This window comes from Biostraticola tofi (genome assembly GCF_004343195.1).
GTDB lineage: Bacteria > Pseudomonadota > Gammaproteobacteria > Enterobacterales > Enterobacteriaceae > Biostraticola > Biostraticola tofi.
In genome coordinates this window covers 36,704-57,110 of record NZ_SMCR01000012.1, presented here as the reverse complement: position 1 = coordinate 57,110, position 20,407 = coordinate 36,704, and the positions used below count along the sequence as shown (strand labels likewise).

Sequence of the window (20,407 nt, the reverse complement as noted above, 5' to 3'; positions counted from 1 at the left end):
GCCAGAAGCACAGGCTTCTGGCTGTGGCAGGTTGGTTTTTACTCTACATTGTGATAGCCAGGTGCAGCTGATTCATCTGTTTGGGCAGCGTCGACGACCTTGTCCAGCGCATCCAATTCATCAACCACCAATGATCTGACCTGTTCGATACTCAGTAACCGGCTACGGGGAATATCATTCACATCAAGCAGTCCCGGTATGCTGTCAGTCGATGCCGAGCGCGATAGGCTCTGTAATGCCTGATCGGTATCTTTAGGGGTAAGCTCGCCGTCGGTCAGCTGGGGGAGAGATTCTTCCTGCTGTCCCGCGGCAGCCACGGCGATAGCCCCACCAGTAGCCCCACCAATAGCCCCACCAGTAGCTCCACCAATAGCTCCACCGATGCCTCCGACGATGCCATCACCGATGCCTCCGACGATGCCACCACCGATGCCGCCACCGATGCCACCACCTAATCCAGCTAGCAGTTGCAACACTTTAGTCAATAATGCCCCCGTCAACAATCCTCCTGGCAGTAAGGCTCCGGGCAACAGTAAATTGATAAGAGATGCCAGCGGGGTATTGGAGATAAACAGTTTAATGGTATCCGGCAATGTTGAGGGTAAGCCAGCCAACTGGCTATTGTTGGCCTGTAACAGGCTTAATCCAGCCGGTAAATTGGTTGGAAGCTTCTGAATTCCCGTATTATTAATGTATAAGCCTTTGAGGGCAGAGGGGAGCGTTGCCGGCAGACTGACAATCTTGGTGCCGCTGATAAACAGTGACATCAGCGTTTGGGGCAGATTAGCAGGCAGTGCATTGAGCGGTGTATTATCCAGATTCAGGGTTTGTAAGCCGGCAGGCAGATTGTCGGGCAGTTGGGTCAATGCTGTATTGCTGGCGGTAATCCCTTGAAGGCCTGCCGGTAACGTTGCCGGAAGACTCGTCAGAGGGGTATCACTGACATTCAGCGTCTGAAGAGCCGATGGCAGTGTGTCGGGCAGACTCCCTAAGGGAGTATTGCTCAGATTGAGGGCTTGCAGTCCAGACGGCAGAGTATGCTGCAGGCTGGAAATTTTGGACCCTTCAGCCAACAGGCTTAATAATCCGTCAGGCAGATTGGAAGGAAGAGAGTTTATCTCTGTATCACCCAGATACAGCTTCTGCATCCTCGCCGGAAGATTGTCTGGCAAAGCGGTTATTTTAGTGCTGTTGATAAATAGCTCTTTTAAGCCGGCTGGTAAATTGGCTGGCAGGCTATTCACCGGCGAATTAGCCATATTCAGTAGGCGTAATCCTGCAGGTAAATTATCAGGCAAAGAGGTGACGTTAGTACCGGAAATCATCAGTGATGTTAATTCGGTGGGTAGGTTTGCCGGTAAGCTGTTTAAGGGGGAATTGCTCAGATTGAGGGTGTTTAACCCCGCTGGCAGCGCATTGGGCAGTTCTGTCAGCGGCGTATTGGCAACGAAGAGCGAATGTAAACCGGCAGGCAACGTGGCCGGCAGACTGGTGAGTTTGGTGCCGCTGGCAAATAACCTCTGCAACTGTGCCGGCAGGTCATTCGGCAGACTCTTCAAAGGAGAGTTATCCATGTGGAGAGTCGTCAACCCCGGTGGGAGATTATCTGGCAGACCGGCCAGTTGGGTATTAGCGAGATAAAGGATTTTCAAATCCGGCGGAAGTTTGGGCAAACTGCTGACTGGGGTGTTGTCCAGATGCAGTTCTTGCAGACCCCACGGCAGGTTCCCCGTCAAGGAAGAAAAATTGTTGTTGCTGGCTTTCAGTTGGAGCAACCCGGGCGGCAGTGTTGCCGGCAGACTGGTCAGGTTGAGGCAGGAAAGATTCAGATAGGTTGCGCCGCGCTCCAGGCAATCCTTCAATAAGGCCACCGCTTTACTGCGTTGCTCGGAACCGCCGCTGGGTGCTTGACTGCCCCATTCATCCCATTCAGCAAACAGGGCGTTAAAAGGCGTACCGCTCTGGTTAAATCCATTTACTGCACCTGCTGAAAGGCCAGCAGAAGAGATTACAGGAATATCCATATGTTTCCTCACTTGGATGTGTCTATCAAACGATACTCAAGAATTCGCAAGTCGTGGTTAATCAGCGGCTGGTCTGCAGCGAATCGAAGAGATTACCGCCTCAATAACCGATGCGGTTGATCTGTATCCGGCGCAGGGCTGCGCGGGACACACCTAGCATAGGTGTAGATTAAGGGATCTGGTAAGTCATTATGGTGAAAGAGATAATGAGCATTCCACTTGAATTTTCTGTGCCGCCAGCACTTACCCGTCGTCAGATTCATAAACTGGCCAAGGCCTCCAAGGCAATACTGACCGCAGGCCTGCCGACAAGGGTTTTACGCTTAGCGGAGAGTCACTTGTGAAGGGTTAACGGCAACGGATATTACAGGGTCGCATTTATGTTATAATAGCGGCAAAATTCGCCTTCTACTTTATCCACATCCCGATGCCCGGTTTGGATGCTGATTCAAAAATTACGCTCATAGTGGTCTTACATGCACGAAAATAAGCTTCCCCACCTGCCGGCGAGTACCCCGGTGCTGCCGATCACATCAGCCGCTCTGTCATCACAGCGTTTTTCAATCGCCCCGATGCTGGACTGGACCGACCGGCACTGTCGCTATCTGCTGCGCCTGTTGACGCGCCATACCCTGCTTTATACCGAAATGGTGACTACCGGAGCTCTGCTGCATGGCAAAGGAGATTATCTGGCCTATAACGAGGCCGAGCATCCTTTGGCGCTGCAGCTGGGCGGCAGTGATCCCCAAGCGCTGGCGGCGTGCGCACGCATGGCCGAGCAGCGTGGCTATGATGAGATAAACCTGAACGTCGGTTGTCCCTCGGATCGGGTGCAGAACGGATTGTTCGGCGCCTGCCTGATGGCGCAACCGCTTAGGGTGGCTGAGTGTATCGCCGCGATGCGGGCGGAGGTCTCCGTTCCGGTGACGGTCAAGACCCGCATTGGCATTGATGAGCAGGATAACTATGAATTTCTATGTGAATTCATTGACCGGGTTTCCAATGACGGCGGTTGCGATACCTTTATCATTCACGCCCGCAAGGCGTGGCTTTCTGGTTTGAGCCCCAAGGAGAACCGCGAAATTCCCCCGCTGGATTATGCCCGGGTGTATCAACTGAAACGTGATTACCCTGAGTTGACGATCACTATTAATGGCGGCATCAAGACGCTGGACGAGGCTGCGGCGCATCTTGTTTACCTGGATGGTGTCATGGTGGGCCGGGAGGCTTATCAGAATCCAGGCATGCTGGCCCGAGTGGACAGTACGCTGTTCGGCCAGCCTGACCCGATGACTGATATGGCGTCAGTGGTTGAGGCAATGCTGCCCTACATTGAGCATGAACTGAAACAGGGCGCAGCGCTGGGCCATATTACTCGTCATATGCTGGGTTTGTTCCAGGGGATCCCCGGAGCCCGGCAATGGCGGAGATATCTGAGTGAGCATGCCCATCGACCTGGCGCCGGTAGCGAAGTGCTCAGGCAGGCGTTAAAAAAAGTTGCCGCTGACCGGACCGATCCAGCATTGTAGTTGAAAATACCAATATCTGGTTAATCTGACCAGGCAATAAAAAAGCTATTAGGTAACTCCTGCAGTTTCAATAGGTTATAATTTCATTAAGTTGGCACGATTCTTGAATGACATAGTAGTCTAGTCGTTACAGGTAACGATGGTATCTATCCCTTCTCAGGAGTTGGTCATGCTGGAAATTTTCTTCGTTATCGGCTTTTTTGTCATGTTGCTGCTGACCGGAATTTCTGTATTCGGTGTCCTGGCGGCTTTGGTTGTCGGCACGCTTATCATGATGTTTGCCGGCCTGTTTGTCATGGCAATCAAACTGTTGCCCTGGTTATTGCTGGCTGTCGCGGCGGTATGGCTCTGGCGTAATATCAAACGCCCGCAGTTGCCCCGATACTGAGTGCCGCCCGGTGTTGACGTTTCCATACCCGCGTCAAACAAAATGTGTTGGTGATCACAGGCTATGATTTTTTAGGCGTAGTCACGGGGTTTTAAGATATGCTTTGCTTATGGCTGCTGCTAGGATTAACTGTCAGTTAGCAGATGATCCTTTTCGTCATCGCCGAAAATAATAGCGGCAGGCAGCCGCACCTTCGGTGAGTTATACCACTGTCCCTACAATTACAGTGTGCAGCAAGCAGCAAGAGCAATCTACGGGCTTCCCTCACAGGAAGCCCGTTTTCATGTCGGCAGGCATATCAGGGAATAAGCAGCAGGGAACCCTGGGTCTGACGGCTTTCCAGCGCCTGATGTGCGCGGGTCGCTTCTGCCAGCGGGAATTTTTGCGACGCGGGCACATCGATTTTAATCGCACCACTGGCAATCATCGAGAACAGTTCATTACTGGCAAGTGCAAGTTCTTCGCGATTGGTCACATAACCATTCAAGGCCGGGCGGGTGACAAACAGTGACCCTTTGAGGTTAAGGATCCCCAGATTCACCCCTGTCACCGGCCCGGAAGAGTTGCCAAAGCTGACCATCAGTCCACGGCGATGAAGACTGTCCAGGGACGCTTCCCACGTGCTTTTGCCCACGGAGTCGTACACCACGCTGACTTTTTTGCCCCCCGTCAGAGCGGCGACCCGCTCAGGGACGTTTTCCTCGCGGTAATTAATGGTTTCCCAGGCCCCGGCCTGTCGGGCAAGTTCAGCTTTCTCTGCGGTGCCGACCGTCCCTATCATTTTGGCGCCCAGCGCCTTGGCCCATTGACAGGCAATCCTGCCAACGCCGCCCGCTGCGGCATGAAACAAAAAAATCTCATTGGGCCTGATTTCATAGGTCTGACGCAGAAGATAATAAACTGTCAGGCCTTTAAGAAAGGATGCCGCGGCCTGTTCAAAAGAAATGGCATCCGGCAGTAGCGCGACCTTGTCCTGTAATACATTGTGAATCTGGCTGTAGGCACCCAGTGCGGATTGGGCATAGACCACCCGATCCCCCATTTTGAGGCCTTTGACGCCGGAACCCGTTTTAACAATAATGCCAGCAGCCTCGGTACCGAGTCCTGATGGTAGGGAGGGCGGCGCATATAAACCGCTGCGCACATAGGTATCAATGAAATTGATGCCAATGGCCTGGTTTTCTACCTGAACTTCGCCATCAGCCGGATCTTGCGGCGTAAAGTCCTGGTACTGGAGGACTTCGGGTCCTCCGTGAGCAGAAAATTGTATACGTTTTGCCATGATAACGCCTCTGGTTGGATGTGCTCTATTAACCATAAGCCGTTGGCCGCCGATTGCAAAGCTGCATAGGATTAAGCTTCAAACAACGCTACAATGCGCCATTATCCGATGAACCACTATCAGGCAAAGCACTCACTTCATGTCAGAGAAAAAAACCGCCAACAAAACGTCCTTCGCTCGTGACCGCCAGGTCGAAGGTTTGAAACTGCCTCCCCATTCGCTGGAAGCGGAACAATCGGTATTGGGCGGTTTGATGCTGGATAATGAACGCTGGGATAACGTGGCTGAGCGCGTCAGTCCCAAAGATTTCTTTAACCGGCCTCACCGGACCATTTTTTCCGAAATGCAGCGGTTGCTGGAGCTGAACAAGCCCATCGATTTGATCACCCTTTCGGAATCCCTGGAGCAGAAAGGCGAGCTGGATCAGGTCGGCGGTTTTGCCTATCTGGCCGAATTATCGAAGAATACCCCCAGCGCGGCTAACATTTCCGCCTATGCGGATATCGTTCGTGAGCGGGCCGTGGTGCGGGATATGATTGCGGTTGCCCATGAAATCGCTGATGCCGGCTACGATCCTCAGGGCCGCAGCAGTGAAGAGCTACTCGACCTGGCGGAGTCGCGGGTGTTTCAGATCGCTGAAAATCGCGCCAGTAAAGATGAAGGTCCGAAGAGCGTAGATCGTATCCTGGAAGATACCGTCGCCAGAATCGAACAGCTCTATCAGAAACCCCACGATGGCGTGACAGGCGTTTCCAGCGGCTATCAGGATCTGGACAAGAAGACTGCTGGCCTGCAGAAATCCGATTTGATCATCATCGCCGCTCGTCCCTCAATGGGAAAAACCACTTTCGCCATGAATTTGTGTGAAAATGCCGCGATGACCGAGGATAAGCCGGTGCTGATTTTCAGCCTGGAAATGCCCGGAGAGCAAATCATGATGCGTATGCTGGCTTCGCTGTCACGGGTCGACCAGACGCGTATCCGTACCGGGCAGTTGGACGATGAAGACTGGGCGCGTATTTCCAGCACCATGGGGATCCTCCTGGAAAAACGGAATATGTATATCGATGACTCCTCTGGCCTGACGCCCACCGAGGTCCGCTCCCGGGCCAGGCGAGTGTTTCGCGAGCATGATGGCCTGAGCCTTATCATGATCGACTATCTGCAATTGATGCGCGTGCCGACGCTTTCCGATAACCGTACCCTGGAAATCGCTGAAATTTCACGCTCGCTCAAAGCGCTGGCCAAAGAACTGCAGGTACCCGTGGTTGCGCTGTCCCAGCTTAACCGCGGACTGGAGCAGCGAGCTGATAAGCGCCCGATCAACTCCGACTTGCGTGAATCCGGTTCTATCGAACAGGACGCCGACCTGATTATGTTCATCTACCGGGATGAGGTTTATCACGAAAACAGCGATCTGAAAGGCATTGCTGAAATCATCCTGGGTAAACAGCGGAACGGGCCTATCGGCAGTGTCAGGCTGACGTTCAATGGCCAATGGTCGCGTTTTGATAATTACGCCGGTCCACAATACGACGATGAATGAGTAGCAGATTTACATCATGTGATTAGTTAGGTAGAACATAATAATGAAATTTAGCGCTTTGCCGCTTTGACCAGGAGAATGGCACGTGTTTCAGAATGTAGATGCTTATGCGGGAGATCCGATCCTTTCGCTGATGGAAACGTTTAAACAAGACTCGCGGCCTGAAAAGGTAAACTTGAGCATCGGTCTTTACTACAACGAACAGGCCATCATTCCCCAATTGCAGTCAGTGGCCCAGGCGCTGGATTACCTCAATGCCAGGCCTGGCGACGGCACGTCCATTTCCTACCTGCCGATGGAAGGCCTGCGGTCATATCGTGAGGCGGTGCAGGCACTGCTGTTTGGTGAAAATCACCCTATGCTGGGAGCCCAGCGTATCGCAACTATCCAAACGGTGGGCGGTTCAGGGGCCCTCAAGGTGGGTGCCGACTTTCTGAAACACTATTTTCCAAACTCGCAAGTATGGGTCAGTAACCCGACGTGGGAAAACCATGTGGCGATTTTTGCTGGTGCCGGCTTCGAGGTGAATCGTTATCCCTACTTCGATGACCATAAACTGGGCGTCGATATCGACGGCATGCTCAGCTGTCTGGAGCAACTGCCGGAACAAAGTATCGTACTATTGCATCCATGCTGTCATAACCCGACCGGCTCCGACTTGACCAATGCCGAGTGGGATAGAGTGATAAGCCTTATTGCCAGCCGTAATCTGATTCCGTTCATGGATATTGCCTATCAGGGGTTTGGTGACGGGCTGGAAGAAGATGCGTACGCGGTGCGCGAGATGGCGCGTCTTGGCTTGCCCTGCCTGGTGAGCCACTCCTTTTCCAAGATCTTCTCTCTTTACAGTGAGCGGGTCGGCGAGTTGTCTATTGTCTGTGAAAGCGCCGACGAAGCCGAGCGGGTATTGGGACAGCTCAAAGCCACCGTGCGCCGCAACTATTCCAGCCCGCCGCACCACGGCGCTCTGCTGGTGTCGACCGTGCTCAACGATCCGGCGCTCAATGCGCTCTGGCGTCAGGAAGTCGCGGCCATGCGCCAGCGCATCCGGCAGATGCGTCAACGGCTGGTGGATGAACTTAAAATTGCGCTCCCTTCGCACAACTTCGACTACTTCCTGCAGCAGCGCGGGATGTTCAGCTATACCGGCTTAAGTCCGGCCCAGGTCGACGCACTCAGAGACAAGCACGGCGTATATCTTATCAGCAGTGGCCGCATGTGCCTGGCCGGTCTGAATGCCTCCAACCTAAGCCGGGTCGCCCAGGCTATTGCCGCTATTCAGTAAAGCGCAGGGGCCGGACCTGGTGAGCTTGTTACATCACCAAGCGTCCTGCGGGGTTTTATCGGCGCTAGCGTAAACCTCGGTATCAGGCCGGGGACGATGTCACTCTGTATCGTTATCATGAAGGAGCCTCTGGCTCCTTTTTTCGTCAGTGTCCAATACGCAACACGCTCCGCCAGGCATCGCTATACTTATTGGTTAACGTAAGGAGACTCATATGCCGTGGTTTCAACAAACCCTGACGCTTAAAGCCCGCCCAAGGGGCTTTCATCTGATAACTGACGAAATAATTGGCCAGCTGGACAGGCTGTCTGACCTGGATACCGGGCTGCTGCATCTGCTGCTCCAGCACACCTCGGCATCGTTGACACTCAATGAAAACTGCGATCCGACGGTCAGGCAGGATATGGAAACACACTTTATGCAGCATGTGCCGGAGGATGCCGCCTATCGGCACGACTACGAAGGGAAGGACGATATGCCTGCGCATATAAAGTCATCTTTGCTGGGTACGTCGCTATTGTTGCCCATTAGCCAAGGTAGACTGATGCTGGGTACCTGGCAGGGTATCTGGTTGGGCGAGCATCGCATCCATGGTGGAAATCGCCATATCATCGCTACCCTACAGGGGGAATAACCGATGGATCAGTCAACACTTCTGGCCTATTGCATGGAAAAACCCGGCACTGACCAGCGTCTTCACCAGGAATGGCAAGCCAATCAGGTTACGGTAGGCGAGGTGATGTTCGCCATGGCCCACGAGGTGGAGGGTAAGCCGGCGTTTACATTGAAAAGCAGTGCTGAAATGGCCGTGGCGCTGAGGAATGAATACCGGTCGGCGGCTCCCTGCGGCTTACTGAACAAGACCCACTGGACGACGCTGTTTTTGGCGGGGGATATCCCGGACTCGCAGTTTTATCATCTGGCTGATGCAGCCTGGCGGCTGGCGGTGGAGTCCCTGCCAGACGCGGTCAGGCAGGAACTGGACATCTGAAGCCGTACCGCCGCACAACCACCACAGCATGCCGGCAGTGCGGGTATTGCGCCTGGCCGCAAGGCAGCCTTTCGATATCAGGAAGCTTTGGCGCGTTTCTTTTCCAGTATCGGCTTCAGGAATCGGGCGGTATGTGACGCCTCGCAGGCCGCCACGGTTTCGGGCGTGCCCGATACCAGGATCTCTCCGCCGCCGTTGCCGCCTTCCGGGCCCAGATCTACAATCCAGTCTGCGGTTTTAATCACATCCAGGTTGTGCTCGATGACCACGATGGTATTGCCCTGATCGCGAAGCTGATGCAGTACCGCCAACAGTTGTTGGATATCGGCAAAATGCAGGCCGGTGGTGGGCTCGTCCAGAATGTATAACGTCTGCCCGGTGCCGCGCTTGGAGAGTTCGCGAGCCAGTTTGACTCGCTGAGCTTCACCGCCAGAGAGCGTAGTAGCGGACTGGCCAAGACGGATATAAGACAGGCCGACATCAATCAGCGTCTGCAGCTTACGCGCTAGCGCCGGCACGGCGTCGAAGAAAGCGCGGGCATCTTCAATCGTCATATCCAGCACTTCATGAATATTCTTGCCCTTGTATTTAACTTCAAGGGTTTCACGGTTGTAGCGCTGGCCTTTGCACTGATCGCAGGGCACATAGATGTCCGGCAGAAAGTGCATTTCCACCTTGATCACCCCGTCCCCCTGGCAGGCTTCGCAGCGTCCGCCTTTCACATTGAAGCTGAACCGCCCCGGATTATAACCTCTGGCACGGGACTCAGGCACGCCGGCAAAAAGCTCGCGCACCGGAGTGAAAACGCCGGTGTAGGTTGCCGGGTTTGAACGGGGGGTACGGCCAATAGGGCTCTGGTCGATGTCGATGACTTTATCGAAATGCTCCAGCCCCTGGACATCCCGGTGCGGGGCGACTTCGGTGGTGGTAGCGCCGTTAAGCTGGCGCTGGGCCACCGGGAACAGGGTATCGTTTATCAGGGTGGATTTCCCTGAGCCGGACACACCGGTAATACAGGTAAACAGCCCTACCGGTAAAGTCAGGGTAACATCCTTCAGGTTATTGCCCCGGGCACCAATAAGTTTCAATACCTTGGTCGGATCCGCCGGCACCCGTTGCGTGGGGATAGCGATTTCCTGCTTGCCGCTCAGGAACTGGCCGGTCAACGAGGCCGGATTGGCCATGATTTCTTCGGCTGTCCCTTCCGCAACCACTTCACCGCCATGCACCCCGGCACCCGGTCCGATATCAATAATATGATCCGCCGCCATAATAGCGTCTTCATCATGCTCGACGACGATAACCGTATTACCCAAATCACGCAGATGCACCAGCGTCTCCAGCAATCTTTCGTTATCGCGCTGATGCAGGCCGATAGAAGGCTCATCCAGCACATACATCACGCCCACCAGGCCGGCGCCAATCTGGCTGGCCAGGCGGATACGCTGGGCTTCTCCTCCTGACAGCGTTTCAGCTGAACGGGACAGCGACAGGTAATTCAGGCCGACATTGACCAGGAACTTAAGCCGGTCACGGATTTCTTTCAGCACTTTTTCCGCGATCTTGGCCCGCTGACCGCTGAGTTTCATGTCGGTGAAAAAATCCAGTGCATGGCCGATGCCCATATCTGAAATAGTCGACAGGGTCGTGTTCTCGACAAACACATGCCGGGCTTCGCGGCGCAAACGGGTGCCGCCACAGCTGTTGCAGGGACGATTGCTGATGTATTTGGCCAGCTCTTCACGGACTGCCGAAGATTCTGTTTCTTTATAACGGCGCTCCATATTGGGCAGCACGCCTTCAAACGGGTGGCGCCTGATAGAGGTATCGCCGCGGTCGTTGATATATTTGAACTCAATGCTTTCCTTGCCGGAACCTAACAGGATCTTCTGCTGAATGGTGTGGCTGAGCTGATTAAAGGGCACTTCAACATCAAAGTCATAATGCTCAGCCAGGGAGCGCAGCATCTGGAAGTAGTAGAAATTACGGCGATCCCAGCCGCGTATCGCGCCGCCGGCAAGGGAAATTTCCTGGTTTTGTAATACCCGCTCCGGGTCAAAATACTGCTGTACGCCCAAGCCATCGCAGGTCGGGCAGGCACCGGCGGGATTGTTGAAGGAGAAAAGCCGCGGTTCCAAATCCGGCATGCTGTACCCGCAGATCGGGCAGGCAAAGTTGGCGGAAAACAACATTTCCTCAGCATTGGCATCGTCCATATCAGCCACTACCGCACTGCCGCCAGAGAGGCCAAGGGCGGTCTCGAAGGATTCGGCCAGACGCTGAGCCAGGTCTGCACGCACTTTAAAACGGTCGATGACCACTTCGATGGTATGTTTTTTCTGCAGCTCCAGCTTTGGCGGATCGGATAGGTCGCAGACTTCGCCATCAATGCGGGCGCGAATATATCCCTGGGCCGCCAGGCCTTCCAGCGTCTTGCTGTGCTCGCCTTTACGCTCTTTCACAATCGGTGCCAGCAGCATCAGGCGCTTGCCTTCAGGCTGCAGCAGGACATTATCCACCATCTGACTAACGGTCTGGGCAGCCAGCGGTACGTCATGATCAGGGCAACGCGGTTCGCCCACCCGGGCAAACAGCAGACGCAGGTAGTCATGGATCTCGGTGATGGTGCCAACCGTGGATCGTGGATTGTGCGAGGTCGATTTCTGTTCAATGGAGATGGCCGGCGAAAGACCTTCGATGTGGTCAACGTCCGGTTTTTCCATCAGTGACAGAAACTGGCGGGCATAAGCGGAAAGTGATTCGACATAGCGGCGTTGGCCCTCTGCATAAAGGGTATCAAAGGCCAGTGAAGACTTGCCGGAGCCAGACAGGCCGGTAATGACAATTAACTTATCGCGGGGAATAACCAGATTAATATTTTTCAGGTTATGGGTACGAGCACCACGAACTTCAATCTTATCCATTCAACTTATCCCGACACCGGATGAATAATTGTCGCCGACTCTGCTGGAGCAACTGCATCGGCGCGAAACGGACAATTATGACACAAAAAAAGCTGAATGAATATCCAGTATTGTTTGCAACGTTGAGATCTGCATTACCCACAAAGGAATACATATCGCAGTTATCTTTGCCTGTGAGTTTTCGCAGGTAGCGTGATAAACTTGGTCGATTATACTTAAGTAACCTATTTTATCAGGAGAGTCGACATGGCCAGCAGAGGCGTTAACAAAGTGATCCTTGTCGGAAACTTGGGCCAGGATCCGGAAGTCCGCTACATGCCGAACGGTGGTGCGGTGGCAAACATCACCCTGGCCACTTCCGAGAGCTGGCGCGACAAGCAAACCGGCGAGACCAAAGAAAAAACCGAATGGCACCGCGTGGTGCTGTTCGGCAAACTTGCCGAAGTGGCGGGTGAATACCTGCGTAAAGGCTCCCAGGTTTATATCGAAGGCGCCCTGCAGACGCGCAAATGGCAGGATCAGGGTGGCCAGGAACGCTACACCACTGAAGTAGTGGTTAACGTTGGCGGCACCATGCAGATGCTCGGTGGCCGTCAGGGCGGCGGTGCCAACGCCGGTGGCGCGCAGCCAGGCCAGGGCGGCGGATGGGGTCAGCCTCAGCAACCGCAGGGCAACAATGCCCAGTTCAGTGGTAATGCGGGCAGCGGCAGCAATAGCAATGCCCCTGCCAGTCGTCCCGCCGCGCAGACTAACAATGCGCCGGCCGCCGGCAATGAGCCGCCGATGGATTTTGACGACGACATTCCGTTTTAAGTGAGCGCGTTTCGCTGAATCGTTAGCTATGATGCTTTAAAGCCCTGCCTCGGCGGGGCTTTTTTTATCCGGCAGTCCTTGCCACGGCACTCTTCCCCGCTTTTCACCCGCTGACGAGTCAGCTCCATCCTGCATGGTGGTTCAGGTAAGCACGTTTGATATTGCTCATCGAGTTACCACCTTTGCAAGACGCCACAATCGCCAAAAAACGGCTATGTCATTATTTTGTCTTATAAATATGTAAATTTGCTTGCCGGGCAGATCGCTTGGTTACTCATTTTGGCGGCCTGCTGATGATTTATCGTGTTCTTCATGGGGATTTTACATGTATTTCAATCATGCTGTTGCAGGCAAGCGTACGACAAGAACAAGCCTGACGAGTAAGCTATGCTGGGGAGCCATTCTGGTACTGTCTGCCAGTAGTCTGGCACAGGCTGACGACAGTTCGTTCCGTATTCTCTCATTAAATATCTGGAATAAATTCAAACAAACGCCACAAGCGACCGAAAGTTTCATGACCGGTGGAGACTGGGATATTCTGCTGTTTCAAGAAGCCAATGACAGTAGATATGTGTCGGATATTCCAGACATGCTGAAAAATGCGGGGCGGGGTAACTATAGCGGCCAACTGATTGGCGATGTTGGGCTCCTCTCCCGCTTGCCCGGCAGCCAGCATACTTACACGGCCCCTGGCATCAATACGCAAGGTCGCTACATCAACTATCAGTCGGTTAATGCAGATGCCGGGCGACCGGCAATAATGGTCGGCACGGTGCATATGGATTATCAGGATAGTGCCGCTGGGCGTATTGCTGAGGCCAAAGCGATTAACCAATGGACGAAACAACAGGCTAAGCCATTCATTCTGGCGGGAGACCTTAATGCTGGCGATGTCTCGGAACGAGGCCTGCATTCTAAAAGCCAGCAGGAGCTACTGCTGCGAATCTATACCCGCAGCCCAAATGATTTTTACTACAGCCTGCTTAAACAATACGCAAAAGACCAGACCGCGCTGGACCAATTTATCAGCAAATGGAAAGGCCAGCCCGCCAATGATATCGATGCTGCTCCCATTCCTTCAGATTTGTTTGCAGATGAAACCTATCCGGTATCCGGCAATACCCCGCAAACCATGAATATTTTAAAAAAGCAGTTTATTTTGCTGCAGAATGCGGGGGAGCGTGAAGGTTTTTCCCCGCATCAGCTTAACGACGGCAGTGTTACCTGGCCATCAGCAGGCGAAGACGATACTAATACCTGGGGCAGTTGGCATCGGGTGAAGATCGATCATTTCCTCGCTGCTCGCCCTTTCGGCAAATGGTTGGTGATTGACGATGACCCCAATGATCCTAATCTGGGCGTTATCAGCGATGTCTATGTCAACCGGGATGACGGCACCAGGACGCCTCTGTCTGACCATGATCCGGTCGCCCACCAATTCAGGTGGATTGGTCCGCGGCTGGAAACCTTCATTTCCTCCACGAATGGCGGTGCCAGCACCGAAAAAAGCCGACTTGTCTGGGATAACAAAGCAAACACCTTTGCCAGCGGGGGCGGTGAGTTTTATCTCACTCGCAATAATATGCGTACGGATGTCTATCTCGGCCAGATCTCTGACGCCGATGGGGTTCCCATATTCACTGATCTGACCGACAGTGAAAAGAAGACCTTACTTAATTGCAAAAGTACTGATGCCCGTCTGCGCCAGGCCATCATTGATTACTGTATCGACGATCACAGCTTTATCGGTGAGACCCTGATCAAGGACAAGGGCACCGTCATCGTAGATGAAGATGCCGCGCTTGGCTCGGCGGCAGCCACGCTGAGACTTAGCGGCGGCACCCTGCGGGTAGTGGGTACCGAGATGAATACGCTGGACCGGCGGGTGCAGTTGGAAACAGGAGGCGGCACACTTGATGTCGCTGACCGCGATAATATACTGGCGGTTGAGCGAGCGATTTCCGGTCCAGGCAGTCTGACCAAAAGCGGTACTGGAACGCTTGATCTGCTCGCTGATAATACCTATACCGGGGATACACTGGTACGTTCCGGCAGGTTAAGCGTCAATGGTTCCACAATACACTCTGGCAATACCACTGTGTTTGATGGTGCAAGCATCGGAGGAAATGGAACCACCGGCTCCCTGACCATTGCATCCGGCGGTATTTTAGCGCCAGGCAACTCGATTGGTACGCTCAGAGTGTCGGGCGATGCCAACCTGGCCGGTGGCTCACTCTACCAGGTAGAAGTTTCAGCGGACGGACGCAGTGACCTGCTGCAGGCAGCCGGTAAAATTACGATTGATGGCGGTAACGTCGCAGTCCTGGCAGAGAACACCACTAACCTGCTGACGCAGGATGAAGTGGCAAGCTTCAATGGTAAGCGTTTTCGCATCCTTGACGCCGCCCAGGGCATCAGCGGGACCTTTGAAAGCGTAGTACCGGATTATCTGTTCCTTGGTACCGGACTCACTTATGACGCATCCGGCGTGACGCTCACTACCGGGCGCAATAGCCGGCCATTTGCCTCGGTTGCCATGACGGCTAACGAGCGAGCCGTTGCCGCCGCCATTGATTCGCTGCCGGACGGGCAACCCGTACGGGAATCGATTTTATTGTCTACTTCGCCGAATCAGGCTCGTGCAGCATTCAACGCGCTGACCGGGCAGGTGCATGCGGACGTAGTCAGTGCGCTGACCAGTGAAAGCGGGCAGATACGTGACACGCTTTATGATCGGCTTTATCAGGCGGACGGGCGATATAACCCCGCGGATATCCGTGCAGACACAGACGGCACCTGGGCACGGATGATCGGCAACTGGGGACGGACCGAAGCTGGCAACGGCATGTCAGGTTTTGATGATTCAGCTTATGGCGTGCTTTTTGGTTCTGACACCGAAGGCCTGTACGGTGTTCGGGTCGGACTGGCGGGGGGTTACACGCATACCTCCCTAGATAGCAACCGCAGCGGCAATGCCGATGCTGATAATTTCCATTTTGCCGGTTACGGCAGTTGGTCTGCAGGAGCATTAGCCTTACGAGGCGGTGCGGCAATCAATTGGCACCATATTAATACCAACAGGCGCATAGCTTACAACCTGCAGCAGGATTCCGCTACTGCCAGCTATAACGCCCGTTCAGCTCAACTTTTTGCTGAAGCCGGCTGGACGCTTTTCAATCGCGGACTTACCCAGCTTGAACCTTATGCAGGGTTGAACTACACCACGTTGACACGCGAAGGTTTCAGTGAAAAAGGCGGTTTGGCCGCGCTCAATTCCGCACAGGATGAAATGCATGCCGTCACGTCCGAAACCGGCTTACGTGGTGAAACCGGATGGCAGCTGAACAAACAGTTGTCGGTCATTCTGCGGGTGGCCGCAGGCTGGCAGCACCATATCAGCCCAACCGAACGCGAAATGAATCTGCGTTTCAATGCCGGTAATGCTTTCACCATCGCCAGCCCCTCTAGCGCGCGCGATAGCGCCGTGGTGAAGGCGGCTATCGGCGTTCAGTCGAATGAGGATCTATTGATATCGCTCAACTATGGCGGCCAGTTGTCAGGTGCCCGGCAGAGTAATAGCGCAGGCGCAGAACTGAGCTGGTCGTTTTAGTTCACAGCGAGACACGATGCTGGCCTGACGTCGCGCTCAAAGTCAGTGATTTACCAGGGGGCATGGCGCCCCCTTTTTGCAAAATAATGCCCTGGATTTATTCTATGTTGGTAGATATCAACCCCGATACCGCCGATCTACGGCTCAATATCGGACAGTTTCCAGCAGCGTTGTGTCGATCAACGCCCCCATTTTCGCTACCTAGGCTGTCGGCTTTATCTGGAGAGGCCTGGTTGGCATTCTCCCGATGAGACACCATTTCTAGCCTTTTATACATTTTGTTCACTTTATTTATATTCAGGGTGTTAGTATTTTTAGCAAAGCTTTTGGAAAACATTCTGCAGTTTATTTCCGCTGCTGATCCATAACCCTTAAAATTAAACCCACAGGCACAGATCGGGTTAATAGAAATAGTTGTTGTGTATAAGGGTTGTTAAAATATGAATTGTGCTCGTTAAGAATCGATGGTAAGAATTACGGGCACTATTAGATAAGACCATAACATGGTTGAAAATATTATTAACGAGCTGTTGTTTATGAATGTGTCAGCCTGAAACTATATTGAATATATGATAATAAAATAAATTGCTTATAGGGCATAACGCCACCCGCCTTAGCGACGGGTCAATATGACGACCGCAGCCAATATTTCAATTCATAACCTTCTATAGAGTAAAAAAGAATGATCTGTCTGGGTATTTCAGGATTCAGCCATGACTCGGCCGTTGCCTTGGTTAAGGATGGTGAAGTACTTTTCGCCCTTGAGCATGAACGGTTGACAAGAGTTAAGGGGCAACGGGTATTCCCGACAAGCTCAGTTAATTACTCACTTAAGTATTGTAATATTGATAAATCAGATATCGATGAAATTATATATTACTGGGATGATGTGGGCGGCCTGTGGGAGGGCATTTTCAGTGAAATGAAAAATTGTTTCCGCCCGAATATCGCGACATCTCACCGTATCCTCAGGCGCTGCATGGCCGCCCGGTCTAATGATAAAGTGACCAGGGTCATTACCCGGTTATGGCAGGGATATCCGGCGCCGGTCATTAGGTTTATCGACCACCATTTATCTCATGCACAGTACGCGGCAAAAACCAGTGGCTACGATGAAGCGGTGGTTTTTGTGGTTGATGGCAGAGGCGAATCCTCCTCTCTTTCGGTTTATCTTTATCAACACGGCAGTTTCATAAAGCTCAACCGGTCCCATATGCCGGATTCGCTCAATTATCTTTATGGCGCAGTCACTCAGCATTTGGGATTCAAGCCGATATTTGATGAGCATCGCGTTATGGGGCTTGCCCCCTTTGGGCAACATGATCCGATACTGGATGAGTATTTCCGCCGGCGAGTAAAAGTGAACCGGGGCAGGCTCAAACTTGATACCCGTTTTTTCAATTTTCATAACGGTGAGTCAACTGACTCACCCTGGCTTAGCGATAAATCATTACAATATTTGGGAATGGCGCGGCGACACAATGATCCCCTTGAGCCTAAACATAAAAATATTGCCTACGCCCTTCAGGATTGCTACGAAAAAAGTCTCAAAAGCATCATCGATCATTTCAGGAGCTACTTTCCCCAATTGCCGGTGATATTAACCGGCGGCGGGGCCATGAATTCGGTGTTTAATGGAAAACTGCTGGTCTCGGGATCGTGTAAAAGTATCTATATCCCGGTTGCGCCGGGTAATCAGGGCTCAGCGATCGGTGCCGCACTGAGTCCGTTCATCCACCGCCAGTGCCAGCGTAATCTGGAACAAAACCGTTCAGCCCGCTTGGGTCCGGCGTTCACTACCACCGGCATCATTCCCCGGCTGACGGCACGCGGCTACAGTTGGCACAAGCCTCATCATCTGGGGCAGGCAGTGGCGATGTTGCTGGAACGGGGCCAGATTGGCGGAGTGTTTGACGGCAGAATGGAATTTGGCCCGCGAGCGCTGGGAGCAAGAAGCATTATCGCCTCACCGCGATATATTGATGTCAGGGACAAAATCAATTCCTCCCTTAAGCTCAGGGAGCTATTTCGGCCCTTTGCCGGTTCGATATTGCAGGAGTATCTGGCCGACTGGACCACGGTCGAGAAAAACGATTCATACCCGTATATGAATATGGTATTCACCCTGCGCGAGGACAAAGTCGGCCAGATACCCGCAATTTGCCATATTGACGGCAGCTGCCGCCTGCAGACGGTAACCGCCAAAGACGGGTTGTTTCATGATTTGATCCTTTCATTTTACAGGCTTACCGGTATCCCCATCATTCTGAATACCTCATTCAACAAATATCAGGAGCCGATAGTCATGTCACCGCAGGATGCGCTGTATTGCTTTGAAAAGAGCAATCTTGATTTCCTGGTCATCAATGATTTACTGGTCACGCGCTAATGTCGGATGTCATAGCGTAACGGGCCGAAAATGGGGGGCTAAAACAGCAGCGTCATGACGAAGAAACCCGCCATAGTCATCAGCAGTGAACCGACCACGTGCACCATCACCGAGAGGATGGCCCAGAGGTAATTGCCCGCCTGCAGCAGCGTCACCACTTCGGCTGAGAATGTGGAAAAGGTGGTCATCCCGCCACACAAACCGGTAGTAATCAGCAGCTTCAGCGCCGGGTCCAACTGAGGCTGACGGACAAAAAAGGCCATGGCCATGCCGATAATGAAGCCACCCAGCAGATTGACCAGCAGGGTCCCCGGCGGCAAGTTCGGAAATAATCCATTTAACCGCATCGACAGCAGCCAACGGATTACGCATCCTGCAGCGCCGCCAATAATGACTGCCAATAATGATTTTGTCATGATTTCCTCTGCCTATGGGTCTTATGACGATTTGCCCCTTGATAACTGCGCTGAAGAAAAAGCTGCAGCCCCGATCATGTCCCGGATTAAATGCAAAATCTCGGGCAACCGGGATAAGTCGCGCCACGATAGCCACTTTATCAGCCGTTATCGGAGATGATATCAGTTAACCAGCCGAGCACCATGGCGCTCACCGGTTTTTCATCGCGAGTCGTAACAGCGCTTAAGCTAATGCCGGCCTTTCAGTGAGACATTGCTCCTAAGTATCGTTGCCTGGACTACAGTAAGGACAGTGACTTCATTAAAAGGAACCGCCGATGATTACCGTCCATCACCTTAATAAATCGCGTTCACACCGTATATTGTGGCTATTGGAAGAGCTTTCATTGCCTTACCAAGTCAAGTATTACCAGCGGGAAAAATCGATGCTGGCGCCGGAATCGCTCAAGCGCGTCCATCCTTTGGGAAAATCGCCGATTATCAGCGATAACGATATGGTACTGGCGGAGTCGGGGGCAATTATTGATTACCTTGAAGAACGTTATGATGTCGGACATTTATTATGTCCGGAAAACAGCCAGTGCCCAAATTGGGTCGTCTACCGCTATTGGTTGCATTACGCCGAGGGATCACTGATGCCGCCGCTGGTGATGAAACTGATATTCAGTATGCTGGGCAAGCCACCGGTGCCGCTGCTGGTGCGTCCGATTGGCGCGGCCATCGGTAAAGGTGTGCAGAAAGAGTATCTGGATAAGCAATTGGAAACGCACAGGCAATTTATTGAAGACCATTTAAGCCAGCATAACTGGTTTGCCGATGGCCAGTTCACCGCAGCTGATATCCAGATGAGCTTTCCGCTGGAAGCACTGGCGTCGCGGGTCGGCATTGAGGGATTTCCGGCGATCGGTGACTTCATCCATCGTATCCAGCAACGGCCGGCCTACCAGCGGGCCAGGCTGCGTGAACAGCAGTGATTTTCGTTCCCGGCCGGTCAATCTGGCCGCTGTAACCTCTTAATTGCCTCTATGACGGCCTAAATCAAACAATCGATGTTTTTAACAGTTGAACTGCTACGGCGGTTGGCCCGATAATCGCTTGCCTTTTTATGCAGCGTTGCGGGACTGCCTTTCTGCTTTAAAAATCATCTACGATTGCCACTTTTCATCGGAGCCAGGGATGCGCCGCCGATAATATTTATAAGTTATCTGCA

General features: G+C 53.0%; 14 protein-coding genes. 10 read left to right on the top strand and 4 right to left on the bottom strand.

The features are described 5' to 3' along the window. Positions 1-38 precede the first annotated feature (38 nt). Positions 39-2,024 (bottom strand): leucine-rich repeat domain-containing protein, encoded by a 1,986-nt coding sequence (locus tag EDC52_RS19985; protein WP_196237776.1) that lies wholly within the window; start codon positions 2,022-2,024, stop codon positions 39-41. 476 nt (positions 2,025-2,500) lie between these two features. Here EDC52_RS19985 and dusA point away from each other — a divergent pair, with 476 nt between their 5' ends. After that, positions 2,501-3,553 (top strand): tRNA dihydrouridine(20/20a) synthase DusA, encoded by a 1,053-nt coding sequence (dusA, locus tag EDC52_RS17695; RefSeq protein ID WP_131867337.1) that lies wholly within the window; start codon positions 2,501-2,503, stop codon positions 3,551-3,553. Positions 3,554-3,722: 169 nt separating this feature from the next. After that, complete coding sequence (gene pspG / locus EDC52_RS17690; RefSeq protein WP_131867335.1) at positions 3,723-3,941, top strand: envelope stress response protein PspG; 219 nt, start codon at positions 3,723-3,725, stop codon at positions 3,939-3,941. A gap of 298 nt (positions 3,942-4,239) precedes the next feature. Here the strand turns inward: pspG and EDC52_RS17685 are convergent, their stop codons facing one another. Next, entirely contained in the window at positions 4,240-5,223 is a 984-nt protein-coding gene (locus EDC52_RS17685; RefSeq protein WP_131867333.1) for a quinone oxidoreductase, read from the bottom strand. Positions 5,224-5,362: 139 nt separating this feature from the next. Here EDC52_RS17685 and dnaB point away from each other — a divergent pair, with 139 nt between their 5' ends. The 4 genes from dnaB to EDC52_RS17665 all read left to right on the top strand — a co-directional run bounded on the left by dnaB (position 5,363) and on the right by EDC52_RS17665 (position 9,045). Further along, positions 5,363-6,769 (top strand): replicative DNA helicase, encoded by a 1,407-nt coding sequence (gene dnaB / locus EDC52_RS17680; RefSeq protein WP_131867331.1) that lies wholly within the window; start codon positions 5,363-5,365, stop codon positions 6,767-6,769. An 85-nt stretch (positions 6,770-6,854) separates the two neighbouring features. After that, positions 6,855-8,054 (top strand): amino acid aminotransferase, encoded by a 1,200-nt coding sequence (locus tag EDC52_RS17675; RefSeq protein WP_131867329.1) that lies wholly within the window; start codon positions 6,855-6,857, stop codon positions 8,052-8,054. Positions 8,055-8,268: 214 nt separating this feature from the next. Continuing rightward, positions 8,269-8,688 (top strand): secondary thiamine-phosphate synthase enzyme YjbQ, encoded by a 420-nt coding sequence (locus tag EDC52_RS17670; protein ID WP_131867327.1) that lies wholly within the window; start codon positions 8,269-8,271, stop codon positions 8,686-8,688. Positions 8,689-8,691: 3 nt separating this feature from the next. Next, positions 8,692-9,045, top strand: coding sequence for an MmcQ/YjbR family DNA-binding protein (locus EDC52_RS17665; protein ID WP_131867325.1), 354 nt, complete (start codon positions 8,692-8,694; stop codon positions 9,043-9,045). Between the two features lie 77 nt (positions 9,046-9,122). Here the strand turns inward: EDC52_RS17665 and uvrA are convergent, their stop codons facing one another. Further along, on the bottom strand, positions 9,123-11,969 hold the full coding sequence (gene uvrA, locus EDC52_RS17660) for an excinuclease ABC subunit UvrA (RefSeq protein WP_131867323.1): 2,847 nt from the start codon (positions 11,967-11,969) through the stop codon (positions 9,123-9,125). A 246-nt stretch (positions 11,970-12,215) separates the two neighbouring features. Here uvrA and EDC52_RS17655 point away from each other — a divergent pair, with 246 nt between their 5' ends. The 3 genes from EDC52_RS17655 to EDC52_RS17645 all read left to right on the top strand — a co-directional run bounded on the left by EDC52_RS17655 (position 12,216) and on the right by EDC52_RS17645 (position 18,781). Further along, the gene (locus EDC52_RS17655; protein ID WP_131867321.1) at positions 12,216-12,782 is read left to right on the top strand and encodes a single-stranded DNA-binding protein; all 567 of its coding nucleotides are present in this window, start codon (positions 12,216-12,218) and stop codon (positions 12,780-12,782) included. A 325-nt stretch (positions 12,783-13,107) separates the two neighbouring features. Further along, positions 13,108-16,392, top strand: a complete 3,285-nt coding sequence (locus EDC52_RS17650; protein WP_131867319.1) for an autotransporter domain-containing protein — start codon at positions 13,108-13,110, stop codon at positions 16,390-16,392. Between the two features lie 682 nt (positions 16,393-17,074). Continuing rightward, positions 17,075-18,781, top strand: a complete 1,707-nt coding sequence (locus EDC52_RS17645; RefSeq protein WP_131867317.1) for a carbamoyltransferase family protein — start codon at positions 17,075-17,077, stop codon at positions 18,779-18,781. A gap of 38 nt (positions 18,782-18,819) precedes the next feature. On the opposite strand, the gene crcB is transcribed toward EDC52_RS17645, so the two are convergent. Beyond that, a complete protein-coding gene (gene crcB, locus EDC52_RS17640) occupies positions 18,820-19,197 on the bottom strand; it encodes a fluoride efflux transporter CrcB (protein ID WP_131867315.1) in 378 nt (125 codons plus the stop codon). A 317-nt stretch (positions 19,198-19,514) separates the two neighbouring features. Here crcB and EDC52_RS17635 point away from each other — a divergent pair, with 317 nt between their 5' ends. Continuing rightward, positions 19,515-20,171, top strand: coding sequence for a glutathione S-transferase (locus tag EDC52_RS17635; protein WP_131867313.1), 657 nt, complete (start codon positions 19,515-19,517; stop codon positions 20,169-20,171). The last annotated feature ends 236 nt before the right edge of the window (positions 20,172-20,407 follow it).